Here is a 15,067-nt window from a genome sequence, read left to right on the forward strand (position 1 = left end):
AACGGTGCTGGACGCAATGTATATCCTTCAGCCATGCAATTATCTTTGGGTTATGGAGAAGGCTTATCAAATCTATAAAGGAAAACCAGCAAAATTAAATAGCTCGTATATCGTAATATAAAAAAAGAATGGAAGGATGTGAAGGTAACGATGACAACAAATGATCAAAATCATATAATCCATGATGAGAAAAGCGAAAAGGTAAAGAAGTATAGCATCCTCAATCAGTTGGCCCTGAAGGGACAAACGGTTCTCGTCGGCTCCTCGTTAATGGAATTTTTTCCGATTAACGAACTGCAGCAGACGCTGCAGCGCAATTATTGTATTTATAATCGAGGTATTGCTGGATACGTAACAGCGGATTTATTGGCGTCAATGGAGGCATGTATCTTTGAGCTTGAGCCTACCAAATTATTCATCAACATCGGAACCAATGATATTAGCGCTTCGGACTACGAATTGGAGCACCTGATTGCTAGCTACAATAAAATTTTGACCCAAATTGCCAATCGGCTTCCAGCATGTCGGGTATATGTTATGGCTTATTATCCGGTGAATGCCAAGGCGGAATTCCCATTCGTGCCGAGAGAATCGATGGATGAGGTATTTAAGTTTCGAACAAATGAGACGATTCGGGATGCGAACAAAGCGATCGAGCAGTTGGCTATCAAGCACGGTTATGATTTCATCGACGTGAATGAGGGTCTGACAGATGCGGAAGGGGATTTAAAGCAGGAATACGCCGTAGACGGAATTCACATGCTGCCAAACGGTTATGCCGTCGTATTGAACAACTTGCAAAAATACCTCTAGACGGAAAAGAAGGCGATGAAACTACTCAATAAGTGGTTTAAAGCGCTGTGCGATACGGATCATGTAACCACTCAACGATTGAATGACAGCGCTCTTGATTATGCAAAATATGTGCTTGGAGAATCGTGGACTCGTCTTCTTGGCGAGATTACAAATAAACTGTAAACTAAACGCATCACCGTTAAGATATGGTATATTCTTCAAATAAGAGGAGGTGCCTTGAACATATACCGGCCAGTATTTACGCGAATAAAATGCATCATTACGGCAACCATAATCGCCATATTAGTATCAGGTTGTTCGGTCCAAGCTATTGAGAACGTTAATGCTTCGTATCTCGTTCAAGAAGTTCAAGTGAAAAATAATATCCTGGATTTTGGCGTGAAGGTTACAGATTTGGCTGTTATTGAAGTCATTGAGAACTATTTTAAGGGATTCAATGATATTCACGAGTGGAGTAAATATTCAACTGAGCATTATGTGAGAAACGTTTATTTGTGGTGTACTGGGGTAGATACTTCAGTCTTTACCTACGGTAAGGTTATTGGGTTGCATGCTGAATTACAGATTGAGCGTGCTGATTTACTGAGTTATGATATCGTAAGCTTTACCAAAATATCCAGCAAATCATTTGAGTTACGAGTCAATCGCGACTGGAATAATGGAACGCATGATACGACTACTTATTCCATCATTAAGACCGGACAAACTTGGAAATTAGACGATCGCTTCTAACAAACCATAGCAACATGAAGATATCCGCGGATAACGCGGATTTTTTATTATATGGCCATACTAGTGCTCAGCAGGGCATGTGATTGACAGGACACCAAATGGTGTCATATACTTAAACCGTCACCAAATGGTGTCCAATTGGGGATCATCAGAAATTTAGGAGAGGGTGTTGTGAACGAGAACAACCAGTTGCGGGATGTATACGACGCGATTGCAGATCCGACTAGGCGCCGGTTGATTCAATTGTTAGCAGAGGCAGCCGAGCTGCCGCTTCATGAGTTAACCGCACAGTTTCAAATGGGCCGAACAGCGGTATCCAAGCATTTGACCATTCTTAAAGAAGCCGGACTCGTGCTTGACCGTAAAGTCGGCAGGGAAACGCGATATCGATTAAACGCCGACCCGCTTAGGGAAATACAAGATTGGGTGGCTTATTACAGCAAGTTCTGGAGTACGAATATGATGCGCTTGAACCTATTATTGGAGGAGGAAGAAGAATGAGTTTAACATTATCCTTGGATTATCAATACTCGTCATCGATCGAGAAGGTTTGGGCCGCCTTGACCGATCCAGCCAAGCTTGCTAAGTGGGTCATGGAAAATGACTTCAAACCCGTCGTCGGACACCGTTTCCAGTTTCGCCAGAAGCCGACAGAATGGTGGGATGGCATTGTTGAAGGCGAAGTGCTTATCGTAGACGAGCCAAGCCGGTTGTCGTACACATGGGGCAGCGCAGGGGAGAAGCACACGGTCACCTGGACGCTGCAGGATTTAGGGGACGGCAAGGTTAACCTTCATCTTGAACAAACTGGAATCTCGAATGAACAAGCCTACAATGGCGCTAAGTATGGCTGGGGCGCTATGCTCGGCGAGCTTGAGAAGCTGTTGGTTCTATAACGTCGAACCTGAAATGACCTGGAATATCTTAAACCGGCTACATGCTACAGGCAGCCGGTTTATTTGCACTCTATGGAGTCACAACAAGATCTGGTGCTAATTCGTTCTGCTATTTACTGTGGGCGATGCATGATAGACTATGAATATAAGTAGGAATTAACATAAATGGAAGGGTGTTATGCTTGAGCGAGTCCAATCAGGAGTATATTGTCATCTCGGGTGCAAGGGAAAACAATCTCAAGAACGTATCCTTGCGCATTCCCAAGCGGAAGATCACGATCTTCACCGGGGTTTCCGGCTCCGGCAAATCATCAATCGTCTTCGACACGATCGCCGCAGAATCCACGCGATTGCTGAATGAGAACTTCAGCCTGTTCGTGCGCAATTTTCTGCCCCGCGTTCCGCAGCCGGATACAGATGCGATCGAGAACTTGAGCATGGCTGTTATTGTGGATCAGAAGCGGCTGGGCGGCGGTTCCCATTCCACGATGGGCACGATTACCGATATTTCTCCCATTCTACGTCTGCTCTTCTCCCGCGTAGGTCAGCCTTATGTTGGACAAGCAAACCTATTTTCATTTAACGATCCGCAGGGTATGTGTCCGGAGTGCAACGGGATCGGCCGCAGGCTGGGCGTTGATTTGAGCAAGGCGGTGGACATGTCAAAGTCGCTCAAGGAAGGAGCGATTCTGCTGCCGGGCTATACGGTAGACGGCTGGGAATTGAATGGCCTCGTACAGGCAGGCTTCGATCCCGATAAGAAGCTGAGCGATTATTCGGAGGAGGAACGGGATCAGCTGCTTTACGGCAAGGCGAGGAAAGTAGAGACGCAGTTCGCCGGGAAGGCCGTTAATCTTACCATAGAAGGCGTCATTGAGAAGTTCACCAACAAGTACATCAAGCAGGATGTGAAGACGAAGTCCGAGCGCACGCAGCAAGCTGTTGCGCCATTCATCTCCGAAGGTCCCTGCTCCAGCTGCCGCGGCGCGAGACTTAGTCAGGCCGCACTGGGATGCAGAATCAATGGACTCAACATCGCGGAGATGTCCGCTATGGAGGTTGGACAGCTTATCCGCATCATTCGGGAGATTGACGAAGCCATCGCCGCGCCGGTCATCAAGTCGCTGACAGAGCGGCTTCAGCATTTGGTCGATATCGGGCTTGACTACCTCACGCTGAACCGTGAGACGGATACCTTGTCGGGCGGCGAGTCGCAGCGCGTCAAGATGGTGAAGCATCTAAGCGGTAGTCTGGTGGATGTCACCTATATCTTCGATGAGCCCAGCGTCGGCTTGCACCCCCGTGATGTACATCGGTTGAATGGACTGCTTCAGAAGCTGTGCGACAAGGGCAATACCGTGATTGTCGTCGAGCATGATCCCGATGTGATCAAGGTAGCGGATCATATCGTCGACGTTGGGCCTCACGCTGGCAGCCGCGGCGGGACCATCGTATATGAAGGAAGCTTCCTAGGCCTGCTTGAGTCAGATACGCTGACAGGCAATCATATGAAGCGGCCGCTGCAGCTGAAGCAAGATTGCAGACAGCCAACCGGTAAGCTGCCCATTAAGGATGCAGCGCTGCACAACCTGCGGAACGTGAGCGTAGCTATTCCGACTGGCGTACTAACAGTGGTTACCGGTGTTGCTGGCTCGGGCAAGAGCACGCTGATTAACGACATCTTCCTCAGCCAGCATCAGGATGCAATCGTCATCGACCAATCAGCCGTCGGCGTGTCCACACGCTCGAATCCCGCGACTTATACGGGCATTATGGATGATGTGCGCAAGGCGTTCGCATCCGCGAATAAGGTCAATCAAGGCTTGTTCAGCTTCAACTCCAAGGGAGCCTGCGAGAACTGCCAAGGGCTGGGCGCCGTGTATACAGACCTTGCATTCCTCGACAGCGTGAAGCTGCCATGTGAAGTTTGCGGAGGCAGACGATTCAAGGAAGAGGTGCTCGCATACAAACTGAACGGGAAGTCGATCGCAGATGTGCTGGAAATGACGGTGGAGCAGGCGTTGGAATTTTTCCAGCTCAAGGATGTTGTACGCAAGCTCCAGGCGATGAACGATGTCGGGCTGAACTACATTACGCTCGGCCAGCCGCTCAGCTCGCTCTCGGGGGGAGAATGCCAACGAATCAAGCTGGCAAGCGAGCTGCATAAGAAGGGGAGCATCTATGTAATGGACGAGCCTACGACCGGCTTGCATATGTCGGATATCGGTCAGCTTCTGGGCATCATGAACAACCTCGTGGATGCCGGCAATACGGTCATCGTCATTGAGCACAATCTCGATGTGATCAGCCAAGCGGATTGGATCATCGATATGGGACCTGATGGAGGAAGCAAGGGCGGTCAGGTGGTATTCGAGGGAACAACGCAGCAGATCATTCTTGCGGAGCAGTCGATCACGGGAAGATACTTGATGGCATCATCATGAACATGACAAGCAGGGCTGCCAGCAGAATCGGCAGCCTTTATTTTATGAAATAACAAGCAAGGGGCAGTGCTGCTGCTTGCCCCAATAGCCTGTCTGCATGTTCGATTTACTCCCGCAGCTCGAACATGCTCGTAGTGAGAAGCTTGACTTTGACATGCAGCTCAATCTCCGGAATATCCTTATCTTTAACAGCAAGACCTTGACGATAACAGACTTCGTTTAAGGAGTAAATATCGACGGAGCGTTTCTTCCCGACTTCATAGGTTTGCGTGATTTCGCCTACGATGTTCTTCTGAATCAACGTATTCATCTCATGCAGCCCAAGCGGTTTCTTCTGCTCCCGTAGGGCGGCGTCCAGGCTAATGTTCAGGTTGACGAAGCGTTTACCGTTCTTGTATGCGGCTGTTTTCTTCACCTTATTGTTCTTTAGCACTGCAGTGCCAACGAATGTGCCTTGATCATCCTTGAGGGGGAGCATGCCGCGTAAGGTTGCTTCCTTTAACCATTTCACACCGGCTACTTTCTCACGGTTGAAACTGGCTTCGCTCCTGCCGTTCCTCAAAGCAACAAGGCCGTTCACAATGGGCAGCGTAATCGGCTTGCCGTCTTTATCCCAGTTCTCGGTGAGCTTGATATGATCAAGCAGCGTCGTCTCGAACGGTTCCCTTGAAGATCGTATGAATTGCTGATAACTCAGCGGCTCGAATGAGGATTGCATCTGTTTATATAAGAGATTTGGCTGGTAGTACATGGTGTTAACAGAAGAGCTTCCAGTGATCGGTTTTGTGCTTAGGACCTTCGCGAGGTCTTCGTTCGTTGCAAATACCCAGGGCGTATAGCGTTGATCGCGCGTTCGCATCAACTCGTCATGGATATCGAATACACCCCTGGCAAGCATGCGATCACTGAATATAAACACTTTATTCTGCGTCCAATCGGTACGCATCTGGCTTTCCTTCTGCAGATCGTACATCGCCATTCCGATACTGTCGCCTACGCCTTTCCCGACAACGATTGGATTCGGCGTAGTTCCGCTCCCTTCCTGCTTCGCCATGGATGCTAGCTCATTGATTTGCGCATAGATTTTATATTTCCCGTCGACATAATCGATGCCGATCATATTGACGAAATTGAAGTATTGAATATTTTTTACATCCCAGCAGCCGCAGAGGGATAACGCGATGCAGCCGGCTAAAGCTGCTTTCCAAGCCCGCTTCATCATTTTCCGTCCCTCATCTTCGTATCATCCTGCAAATGAAGGTTCTGGGAACGCGTTTTCATTTGATTCGCCGCTTTCTTTAAGAGCGCCCCTCTGAGGTCTTCCCAAGAAGGCGGTGAAATCGGAGAGAGGTAAGGGACCCCGAACGATTTGAGATCCGATAAATAGGCGATGACGAAGAAGATGGAGAGGAAGAACCCGAACATTCCGAGTATCGAGCAGATAAACATGATGAGAATGCGGACGACCGACACGATGCCGCTCAGCGTCGGGTTCACAAGCGTGTAGCCGGCAATCACCGTGGTCGCAGCCACGACCGTAACCGTCGGGGATGTAATGCCGGCTCGTATGGCGGCATCGCCGACGATGATACCGCCGACGACGGTTACCGTTGGCCCCACCGACTTCGGGAGCCTCAGCCCGGCTTCCTTAAACAGCTCGAACAAGATGAGCACGATAATCGCCTCCAGCGGGAGTGAGGCTGGAAGTCCGATGCGATTTGTTGCGATCGTAGCTAACAGAGGCAGCGGTACCTGCTCGAAATTGAATCCGATCAGCGCGATGTAGAAACCGGGCAGGAACAGGGCCAAGTGCCAGCCGAATAATCGGATTAGGCGTTGAGAAGAGCTGATAATGCCTCGGAAATAAGCGTCTTCCGGTGATTTAATGAGCGATGATAGCGTAACAGGGGCAATGATGGCGAGCGGCGTGCCGTTAAGCAAAATCACGAAACGTCCGCCGATCAGGTACTCAGCGGCAAAATCGGGCCGTCCGGTATTGTCGATTAGTGGTAATATCGACCTGGATTTATCCGATATGGCTTCTTCGAGCTGAGAGCTCGTAATGAGCGCATCGATGTGGATTTTCCTTAATCTTGCACGCGCCTCGTCGACAGCCTGCTTATTCGCAATATCTTGGATGTAGAGCAGACATATCGCGGTCTGACTCCTTACGCCAATGGTAAAGGATTCCACTTTGAGAGTCGGCGTTCCCAGCCGTTTGCGGATCAGCGCTACATTCGTTATGATGCTTTCGGTAAATCCGTCGCGCGCTCCCTTTGTGGCCGTTTCCGTGACGGACTCTTCCGGGTTTCTTTCGGGCGGATCTGCGACGTATTGCAGGTAGCAGCACTCCGCTTCCAAATCAAAGAGGAGTAAGTTGCCGTTAAATACATAGGAAGCGAGCTCGTGCTTCCATTCCGATGTTAAAGTTACGGGGTGCTGCCGCCAAACGTCTTCGCTGCGAGAGCTTATTTCATTGATTTGCTCCCGATTGGACATGCCTTGGCAGAAAATGAACAGAAAGCTTCCATTTGGCTCGAAGCTCACATCACCGCAGTCTTCGAATAACTTCCGAATGTCGCTTTCGTTTAATTTAGCCATTCCGCTTCACCGCCTTCTTGTTCTTACCCGCCCAGATACCTATTAAGATCACGACACTAACACCGCCGCAAAACAGACTGGAAACCATATAGTAGGTTTTCACATGATTATGGAAGGTGACATCCGATAGCTTGAATTGATTGATGACAAAGAGGAGCAGGGTAATCAGGAGAAGCAGTATTTCGGGATGCCGCCATTTCTTCACCCATAGTGTCTGAATGATATAGATCGCAAGCGATATACGTATAAAAGCACCGGCTAACCATTGATAAATGGACAAGAAGTCGGTTTGACTGAGCATGCTTCCAATGGATGCCATGCGCCACTGTTCGTAGGTCGGGTACCGCAGCATCGCGGCTTCGAACGGACCGAACATGGCCATAATGCCTGCCAATGGCTCGAACATTAGCTCAATCAATATGAATACAACCAGAATCATGTATTTGCGAGACAGCTTTCCCCTGACATCGTCCTTCAGGAAGAACACGAGAAAGATCTCCGTAATACCCGATGTCGTGTACCAAGCGCCTTGCGTGATCGATAGCGCCGAATTTTTAAATACGGGAAACAGGTAGCTGTAATCTTTGAATTGAAAATTTACCGTCAGGACGTATAAGCCGAAGACCACGATCCAGGGGAGAAGAATGCCATTGGTGATCGCAATGGCGGCCAATCCCTTTCTTGCCGTGAAATAACAGGCGCCGATGAGGCAGAGGCCGACAACCCATGTCGGGGTATAAGTCAAATAGGTCGTATTGGACCAAACGATTGTATCCCGTAAGCTGATGCTCGCCTGGGTTAAGAAGTATACGGAGAATAGAAGTGAAAAAATAAACCCAATTAGTGGATTGGTTTTCTCATACGCCCAAGTGGACAGCGAAGCAGGAATATGTTTGTACATATAGCCATACAGCAGGCCGAGCATTAAGGAAGGGACGATGGCGAACAAGACGGACACCCAGGCATCGCGATTCGAGGTATCTAGCAAGATGGGTATCAAGATTACATGGTTGGAGACTCCGATAAATGTAATCAGCAGCATAGATAATTGGAAGGAGGTGATTTTACCGTTCATACCGATCCGTTCTTCCTTTCGGTCTCAATGTGGCTAATATTTCCATGCATACGCTTTATTATGCAAGAAAATAAGCTTCCATTGATGGAAGCTCATTATAGGCGTCAACAGTTGCGTTCAAGTCGAATCGGCGGCTTCTTGAAGTGAACGAGAAGGATTTCTAAGGAAATAAAGAGAAGTACAATGAATTAAACGATAAAGGATTGTGATATCCGCGTGAATCAGATCGGAGCTATCATTCAAAAAGGACCCCAGCACTGGGCGATTATTCAGCAAGAGAATGGGGTGGGAAGCATCACGTTGTCCGGGATCTGGGTCATTCCGGAGGAGGAGCAAGCGAGCAGCGTACAAGTATATACCCGAATAGTCGGCGAAGAGGATGCAAGAGAAGTTGCATCTTGGCAGCCCGCTGCTATGTTAGCAGAGCAAGCCTGGAAAATCACCTTGAATGCGATTCCTCAGGGAGGATTATATCGTCTGGAAACGTGTTTGCAGCTTGACGATAATCCAGCCTTAGAATGGGCGGTTCGCGGCGATATGATTCATCACATCGGCGTAGGCGATCTATGGGTCATAGCCGGACAGAGCAATGCTGCGGGCTACGGTAAAGGTCCATTCCAAGACGCGCCTCAGCCGGGGATCCATCTGCTCCGCAACAACGGTCAATGGGATTTGGCTACGCATCCTTTTAATGAATCAACGGCTTCCATTCATTTCGAGAATCGGGAACGAGCTAATCCCGGCCATTCTCCCTTTCTTGCATTTGGCAAACTGCTGCAAAAAGAGGTTGGCATTCCTATTGGTTTGCTGCAAACAGCACTTGGCGGTTCCCCGTTAAAAGCCTGGAATCCAGACGAAGATGGCGTTCTGCATCGCAATATGATGAAGACGATTCAATCGGCCGGCGGCAAGGTTCGGGGGATACTCTGGTATCAAGGCTGTTCAGACTGTTCGCCTGCGGACTCAGCCAGCTACCTGAAACGATTCGGACATACCGTGCAGCATTGGCGGCGTGAATTGAAGGATGCAAGTTTACCGGTCTTGACGGTTCAGCTTAACCGCTGCACGGATTCAGCATCGGCTGAAGCCGATCAATCCTGGGGGCGCGTGCGTGAAGCACAACGTCAAGCAGCGTTAACGATCCCGAACGTTTATGTCATTCCGGCATTAGATTGCCCGTTATCGGATGGTATACATAACAGCCCTGCGGGAAATATGATCATTGGCGAAAGAATGGGCAAAGTTGCGTTAGCACATATTTATGGGTGTGCAGTGCTGCATACGGAAGCCCCTTGCCTCACTTCTGCCGCATTCACGGAAAAGGGTGGGATTGGCATTTGTCTGCAATTTGCTAACGTATCCGGTTACCTGCTGGCGATCGGACCTGTCTCACAGGTATTCTCGGCCCAGGATATCCATGGCGAAATCGGAATTAGCAGCTGGCAAATAACCGCACGCGGCGAAATAACGCTGAACCTAGCTCGTGCTGCAGAGGGTGAAACCGTTGTGCACGGGGCATACCAGATGAATCCTTCAAGCTTCTTGCCCCTGGATTCGGGCACGTATATGCCAATTCTAGCTTTTTATGGCCAGAAGGTTACGTGAGGCAAAGTACGCAGAACAATAAACGATAATCAGTGGAATGGAGATTTTCTTGATGACAACAAGTAACACGAATCACAAAGTTGATGTGTTTATTAGCATGGCTGACAAATGGCAGGAAGAATATGAGAAGCTACGAGCGATTGTCCTTGACTGCGGATTGACCGAAGAATTTAAGTGGATGCATCCTTGTTACACGCTAAATAATAAAAACATCGTCTTAATCCATGGGTTTAAAGAATACTGCGCGCTATTGTTCCACAAAGGTGCCTTGCTGCTTGATGCGCACGGTATTCTCGTTCAACAAACCGAGAATGTACAGGCGGCGCGCCAGATCCGCTTTAGGCATGTTCAAGAAATCGTTGAGATGGAAGCGATCCTGAAAGCCTATATTCAAGAAGCCATTGCCGTTGAAAAAACCGGGTTGGAAGTGAATTTCAAGAAAACGACAGAATTTGCAATTCCGGAAGAATTTCAGACGAAATGCGATGAAATCCCTGGACTGCAATCGGCTTTTGAAGCATTAACGCCGGGACGGCAGCGAGCCTACATGCTTTACTTTTCGGCGGCCAAACAATCCAAAACGCGAGTAGCAAGGATTGAAAAATATACGCAGCACATTCTCGAGGGCAAGGGATTGGATGATTGATGCGGGCATTTCGATAACTCGTAAAGGGAACGCATCTGATATGGTATAGTAAGGAAGTGCAGGCTAAGAGCTAATTCTGTTATTTCAGGAGGAAATACGATGGAAGTGTTTGCAGCCTATTTGGCAAGCATAGATAACCCCCAGCATCGGGCTCGAACGGAGGAAGTTTTAACTTGGGTTGCTGAGAATTATCCTGACTTAACGCCTATCATTTCGTGGAATCAACCTATGTTTACGGATCACGGTACATATATCATTGGATTTAGCGCTGCCAAGCAGCATTTGGCTGTTGCCCCCGAAAGAGCGGGAATGATTCATTTTTCGGATGAAATTGTACAGGCAGGCTACGATCACAGCAGCCAATTGGTACGTATGCCGTGGAAGAGTCCGATCGATTACGCCTTACTTGAGCGCATGATCGAGTTTAATAGATTGGATAAAGCAGACTGTACGACGTTTTGGCGAAAATAAAATAGGCTTTGCTGTACATTCAAGGGAGGAATAAACAACATGAAACTTATCGACCTAAGCGTATCTATTAGCCCGCGTATTCGCGAACCGCTGCCAGCCAAGATTGAATACTCTTCGCACGAGGATGGAGCCAAGCAGGCAGCGGCAGTGCTTGGCCTTGCGCCGGAGAACTTCCCGGAAAGCAAGGCGTGGGCAACCGAGACAGTGACGCTCAACACCCACGCGGGCACGCATGTCGACGCCCCTTGGCACTACTGGCCGACTTCGGAAGGAAAGCCTGCCCGAACAATCGATGAGCTGCCGCTCGAATGGTTCTATGCCGACGGCGTCCTGCTAGACTTCAGCTCAAAGCCGCCAGGCTACGAGATTGGGACGAACGATCTCATCGCCGAACTGGAGCGGATCAACTATACGCTCAAACCCTTCGACATCGTGCTGATTCGCAGCGATGCGGACAAGCGGCTCTATCACGAGCACTATGCGTTTCTCCATGCGGGCGTATCGGCCGAAGCGACGCTTTGGCTGCTCGAGCAAGGCATCAAGGTAGTTGGTACGGACGGCTGGGGCTGGGATATTCCGCTGAATCTGCAGGCCGAAGCCTACAAGAAGGATCCCAAAGAAGGCGTGTTGTGGGCAGCGCACTTCATCGGCAAGGACAAGGAATATTGCCAGATCGAGAAGCTCGCTAATCTGGATCAGATTCCGAAGCCGTTCGGCTTCAAGATCTGCTGCTTTCCCGTTAAAGTGGAGCATGCAAGCGCCGGATGGGCCCGGCCGGTAGCCATCTTGGAAGATTAACCGCGGTATTAAACGATTATACTCATTCTTTCGCTTGCGGGAGCACAACTTCCTATGCGTTAATATAGATGTCGGGCCGACGAAATCTTCGCGAAAGGAGCTGATTCAGTTGATCAAGCACACGGAGGTGATTTCCGCCTAAAGCGGAAATCACTATAGGGAGGGAGGCCATATGGCCTCCCTTTTATTACATCAAATGGATGACGGGATGAACCGTCCTCAATTATACTGATTAGAGCATGACTGAGCTGCAAGCTCGTGCTTATCCATATTGACGAGAGGGGGAAGGAAACGTGAACAAATCGATTTTCGAAGGTGAAGCTATGGTCGAAGCGATTAAGGAGGTTTACGTTGAACTACAAAAACGGAAGAGATGTGCTTCCCCCTAGACTGCTCGAGGAGCTTCAGAGCTACATTCAAGGAGAACTGCTGTACATCCCAAAGCAGCAGAACGAGCGCGCCGCTTGGGGGGAGAAGAGCGGATCACGCGTCATGATCAAACGGCGCAACGAGGAGATTTACCGGTGCTATGCAAACGGAAGCACTGTACAGGAGCTTGAACGGCAGTACCATTTGTCCGGGGAAAGCATTCGCAAAATCATCATCAAGCTGCGCAGCGCGGCGGCGATCCCTTTATCCGAGGGAGACGCCATTGACTCGCCAACCGTTTACGAAGCTGTCCAGGCTGGCAAGCGATAAAAACAAATAGACGATCTCATGCCCGATTGGGAAAGTGAGGTCGTCTTTATTTTTGAATCCCGGCGGGTCTCCCTCGCCGTTTTGTTTCGGTTATAGCAAGCTGCGTAAATCGCGGCTTTTTTTGCGTGATGGGATAACGAACAACTTGAATGATAACTCTCAACCCCAACTCGATCAAAAGGAACAAAAAAGAACAAATAGATTAACTTAAATAAAATTAATAATAAATTAAATCAAAGTTGATCTGTATTTTACACAACAATTCTATGATTCGTAGTGTAAGCAGCAAGTTCCAAAATAAGATTTACGAAGAGGAAGGAGTGTGAAGGATGGCTGCAATTCAACTGAAAGAGATAACGAAAACCTATTCGAACGGTAAAACGGTCATCGAGAATCTGGAACTTGAAGTTAAGGATCGTTCTTTCACCGTGCTGCTAGGTCCGTCGGGCTGCGGCAAGACGACGGCTCTGCGAATGATCGCCGGGCTTGAGGAGGTCAGCTCCGGTCAGATCTATATCGGCGAACAGAATGTCACGAAGGCGGAACCCGGGGATCGCGGCATTGCCATGGTATTCCAAAACTATGCGATCTATCCCCATATGACGGTGCGCAGAAATATCGAATTCGGTTTGAAAAATATAAAGCTTCCCAAGGAAGAGATCGGGATGCGTGTCGAGCAAGTGGTGAGCATGGTCGGGCTGAAGGACTACTTGAATTCGAAGCCCTCCACTTTATCGGGCGGACAGCGGCAGCGAATTGCACTCGCCAGAGCGATCTCGAAAAAACCTGAAGTGTTTCTGATGGATGAACCCTTATCCAATTTGGACGCTAAATTACGTAACCAAATGCGAAGCGAGCTGATCGAGCTGCACCGCAACTTGAAATCGACATTCGTCTTCGTCACTCACGATCAAATCGAGGCGATGACGATGGCTACGGATATCGTGATCTTCAATCAAGGACGTATCATGCAGCAGGGTACTCCAAAAGAAGTATATGATCATCCAGCCAATCTGTTTGTCGCGACCTTTATCGGCGATCCGGGCATGAATACGATTCTTCTGCCGGATATCGGTACGATCGGATTTCGACCGCAGAAGGTGAAGCTTACAAAGCAGAGCCAATTGGAAGGCATACAAGCCGCCGGGATGGTCATGACCAAGGAAATGCTGGGTATGGACCACCTCTATCACGTTGCAACCGGCATGGGCTCAATCATCATGAAAACAGAGGCTGACTTAAACGTCGGGGAATCCGTACATCTCTACTTATCCGGTCAAGATCTGTATTATTTCGATATCAACGAGCAGCGGACGAGCGATGCGGCGCTTATCGAGTCCGCGTTGCACAAGGTCGGGGCGATGGAGGGTGTCACTTTGACTCGCAATCAATTGACTGGCAGCGTGTATGGTTAACCGGATCCTTCGCAACCCGTATGTACTTATCGCTCCGGCCGTCATTCTCGTATGCGTATTCTCTTTGTATCCGGCTTTCTTCGCGGTGCGAGTCAGCTTCATAAACTGGGATACCGTGCTAGGAACGAAGAGCTTTGTCGGATTCAAAAATTACATGAATATTTTTCACGATCCCGTGTTCTGGAAGGTCATGAGAAACACGCTTTATTACAGTTTCTTTACCGTCGTGATCGGTATCGTACTGGCCTTCCTGCTAGGGATCTTCTTTCAAGAGAACAAGTGGGTGGACAATCTCGTGCAGAGCATTATCTTTACGCCGCACATCCTGTCGAGCGTCTCCATTACCGTGATGTGGATGTGGCTGATGGATCCAGGCAGGGGCATTCTCAACTTTGTGCTGCATGAAGTCGGCCTGCCGACGCTCAAATGGATGATGAGTCCCGATACATCACTGATGTCCATCATCGTCGTCACGATTTGGAAAGGGCTTGGCTACAGTGTCATGATCGTGATCGCCGGCCTGCAGTCCATACCCGGCTACATCTATGAAGCCGCCAAGCTTGACAATGCCGGGAGATGGACAAGGCTGTTCCGCATTACGCTGCCACTATTGTCGCCGACGCTGTTCTTTATGTTCATTACAGCGACCATCGCTTCCTTCAGTTCATTCGATATCGTGAGCTTGATGACCAAGGGCGGGCCGGAGAATTCGACAAACTTGGTCGTATATTGGATCTATCAGATCGGATTCTTGCAGTTTAATATCGGTAAAGCAAGCGCGGGTTCGGTCTTATTCATGCTGTTCGTAAGCATCGTTGCCGTAGCCAACTATTACTTCTTCGCTAAGAAAGTTCACTACCAATAGAGGA

At 49.0% G+C, this 15,067-nt stretch carries 15 protein-coding genes; 12 read left to right on the forward strand and 3 right to left on the reverse strand.

The features are described from left to right. Positions 1 to 138: 138 nt before the first annotated feature. The 5 genes from KXU80_RS03280 (at position 139) to KXU80_RS03300 (ending at position 4,888) form a co-directional block, all read left to right on the forward strand. Positions 139 to 813 carry a GDSL-type esterase/lipase family protein gene (locus KXU80_RS03280; RefSeq protein WP_219836871.1) on the forward strand — a complete coding sequence of 225 codons (675 nt, stop codon included), beginning with the start codon at positions 139 to 141 and terminating at the stop codon, positions 811 to 813. A 219-nt stretch (positions 814 to 1,032) separates the two neighbouring features. Then, positions 1,033 to 1,548 (forward strand): hypothetical protein, encoded by a 516-nt coding sequence (locus KXU80_RS03285; protein WP_219836872.1) that lies wholly within the window; start codon positions 1,033 to 1,035, stop codon positions 1,546 to 1,548. Between the two features lie 171 nt (positions 1,549 to 1,719). After that, entirely contained in the window at positions 1,720 to 2,049 is a 330-nt protein-coding gene (locus tag KXU80_RS03290; protein ID WP_219836873.1) for an ArsR/SmtB family transcription factor, read from the forward strand. Then, positions 2,046 to 2,444: an SRPBCC family protein gene (locus tag KXU80_RS03295; RefSeq protein ID WP_219836874.1), complete on the forward strand. Its 399-nt coding sequence runs from the start codon at positions 2,046 to 2,048 to the stop codon at positions 2,442 to 2,444. Before KXU80_RS03290 ends, KXU80_RS03295 begins: the two co-directional genes overlap by 4 nt. Positions 2,445 to 2,626: 182 nt before the next feature. Then, positions 2,627 to 4,888 (forward strand): ATP-binding cassette domain-containing protein, encoded by a 2,262-nt coding sequence (locus KXU80_RS03300; RefSeq protein WP_219836875.1) that lies wholly within the window; start codon positions 2,627 to 2,629, stop codon positions 4,886 to 4,888. A gap of 106 nt (positions 4,889 to 4,994) precedes the next feature. Here the strand turns inward: KXU80_RS03300 and KXU80_RS03305 are convergent, their stop codons facing one another. From KXU80_RS03305 to KXU80_RS03315, 3 genes are read right to left on the reverse strand one after another with little or no spacing between them, the layout of a single operon-like run. After that, positions 4,995 to 6,110 (reverse strand): Ger(x)C family spore germination protein, encoded by a 1,116-nt coding sequence (locus KXU80_RS03305; protein WP_219836876.1) that lies wholly within the window; start codon positions 6,108 to 6,110, stop codon positions 4,995 to 4,997. Further along, complete coding sequence (locus tag KXU80_RS03310; protein WP_219836877.1) at positions 6,107 to 7,489, reverse strand: spore germination protein; 1,383 nt, start codon at positions 7,487 to 7,489, stop codon at positions 6,107 to 6,109. Before KXU80_RS03310 ends, KXU80_RS03305 begins: the two co-directional genes overlap by 4 nt. After that, positions 7,482 to 8,564, reverse strand: coding sequence for a GerAB/ArcD/ProY family transporter (locus tag KXU80_RS03315; RefSeq protein WP_219836878.1), 1,083 nt, complete (start codon positions 8,562 to 8,564; stop codon positions 7,482 to 7,484). Before KXU80_RS03315 ends, KXU80_RS03310 begins: the two co-directional genes overlap by 8 nt. A gap of 216 nt (positions 8,565 to 8,780) precedes the next feature. Between KXU80_RS03315 and KXU80_RS03320 the strand changes: the two genes are divergently transcribed. The 7 genes from KXU80_RS03320 (at position 8,781) to KXU80_RS03350 (ending at position 15,063) form a co-directional block, all read left to right on the forward strand. After that, positions 8,781 to 10,169 (forward strand): sialate O-acetylesterase, encoded by a 1,389-nt coding sequence (locus tag KXU80_RS03320; RefSeq protein WP_219836879.1) that lies wholly within the window; start codon positions 8,781 to 8,783, stop codon positions 10,167 to 10,169. A gap of 52 nt (positions 10,170 to 10,221) precedes the next feature. After that, positions 10,222 to 10,815, forward strand: a complete 594-nt coding sequence (locus KXU80_RS03325; RefSeq protein ID WP_219836880.1) for a YdeI/OmpD-associated family protein — start codon at positions 10,222 to 10,224, stop codon at positions 10,813 to 10,815. A gap of 99 nt (positions 10,816 to 10,914) precedes the next feature. Beyond that, positions 10,915 to 11,286 (forward strand): iron chaperone, encoded by a 372-nt coding sequence (locus KXU80_RS03330; RefSeq protein WP_219836881.1) that lies wholly within the window; start codon positions 10,915 to 10,917, stop codon positions 11,284 to 11,286. Positions 11,287 to 11,325: 39 nt separating this feature from the next. Continuing rightward, positions 11,326 to 12,084, forward strand: coding sequence for a cyclase family protein (locus KXU80_RS03335; protein ID WP_219836882.1), 759 nt, complete (start codon positions 11,326 to 11,328; stop codon positions 12,082 to 12,084). A gap of 351 nt (positions 12,085 to 12,435) precedes the next feature. Beyond that, positions 12,436 to 12,783 (forward strand): CD3324 family protein, encoded by a 348-nt coding sequence (locus KXU80_RS03340; protein ID WP_219836883.1) that lies wholly within the window; start codon positions 12,436 to 12,438, stop codon positions 12,781 to 12,783. A 329-nt stretch (positions 12,784 to 13,112) separates the two neighbouring features. Beyond that, positions 13,113 to 14,198: an ABC transporter ATP-binding protein gene (locus tag KXU80_RS03345; protein ID WP_219836884.1), complete on the forward strand. Its 1,086-nt coding sequence runs from the start codon at positions 13,113 to 13,115 to the stop codon at positions 14,196 to 14,198. Continuing rightward, a complete protein-coding gene (locus KXU80_RS03350; protein ID WP_219836885.1) occupies positions 14,191 to 15,063 on the forward strand; it encodes a carbohydrate ABC transporter permease in 873 nt (290 codons plus the stop codon). The genes KXU80_RS03345 and KXU80_RS03350 overlap by 8 nt, the downstream gene beginning before the upstream one ends. Positions 15,064 to 15,067: the final 4 nt, after the last annotated feature.

The organism is Paenibacillus sp. R14(2021), assembly GCF_019431355.1.
Classification (GTDB): domain Bacteria; phylum Bacillota; class Bacilli; order Paenibacillales; family Paenibacillaceae; genus Paenibacillus_Z.

Bases quoted from the DNA above. Each gene is read 5' to 3' on its own strand.
- KXU80_RS03295 (WP_219836874.1), top strand. From the start codon at position 2,046: ATGAGTTTAACATTATCCTTGGATTATCAATACTCGTCATCGATCGAG.
- KXU80_RS03305 (WP_219836876.1), bottom strand. From the start codon at position 6,110: ATGATGAAGCGGGCTTGGAAAGCAGCTTTAGCCGGCTGCATCGCGTTA.
- KXU80_RS03310 (WP_219836877.1), bottom strand. From the start codon at position 7,489: ATGGCTAAATTAAACGAAAGCGACATTCGGAAGTTATTCGAAGACTGC.
- KXU80_RS03315 (WP_219836878.1), bottom strand. From the start codon at position 8,564: ATGAACGGTAAAATCACCTCCTTCCAATTATCTATGCTGCTGATTACA.
- KXU80_RS03325 (WP_219836880.1), top strand. From the start codon at position 10,222: ATGACAACAAGTAACACGAATCACAAAGTTGATGTGTTTATTAGCATG.
- KXU80_RS03330 (WP_219836881.1), top strand. From the start codon at position 10,915: ATGGAAGTGTTTGCAGCCTATTTGGCAAGCATAGATAACCCCCAGCAT.
- KXU80_RS03335 (WP_219836882.1), top strand. From the start codon at position 11,326: ATGAAACTTATCGACCTAAGCGTATCTATTAGCCCGCGTATTCGCGAA.
- KXU80_RS03345 (WP_219836884.1), top strand. From the start codon at position 13,113: ATGGCTGCAATTCAACTGAAAGAGATAACGAAAACCTATTCGAACGGT.
- KXU80_RS03350 (WP_219836885.1), top strand. From the start codon at position 14,191: ATGGTTAACCGGATCCTTCGCAACCCGTATGTACTTATCGCTCCGGCC.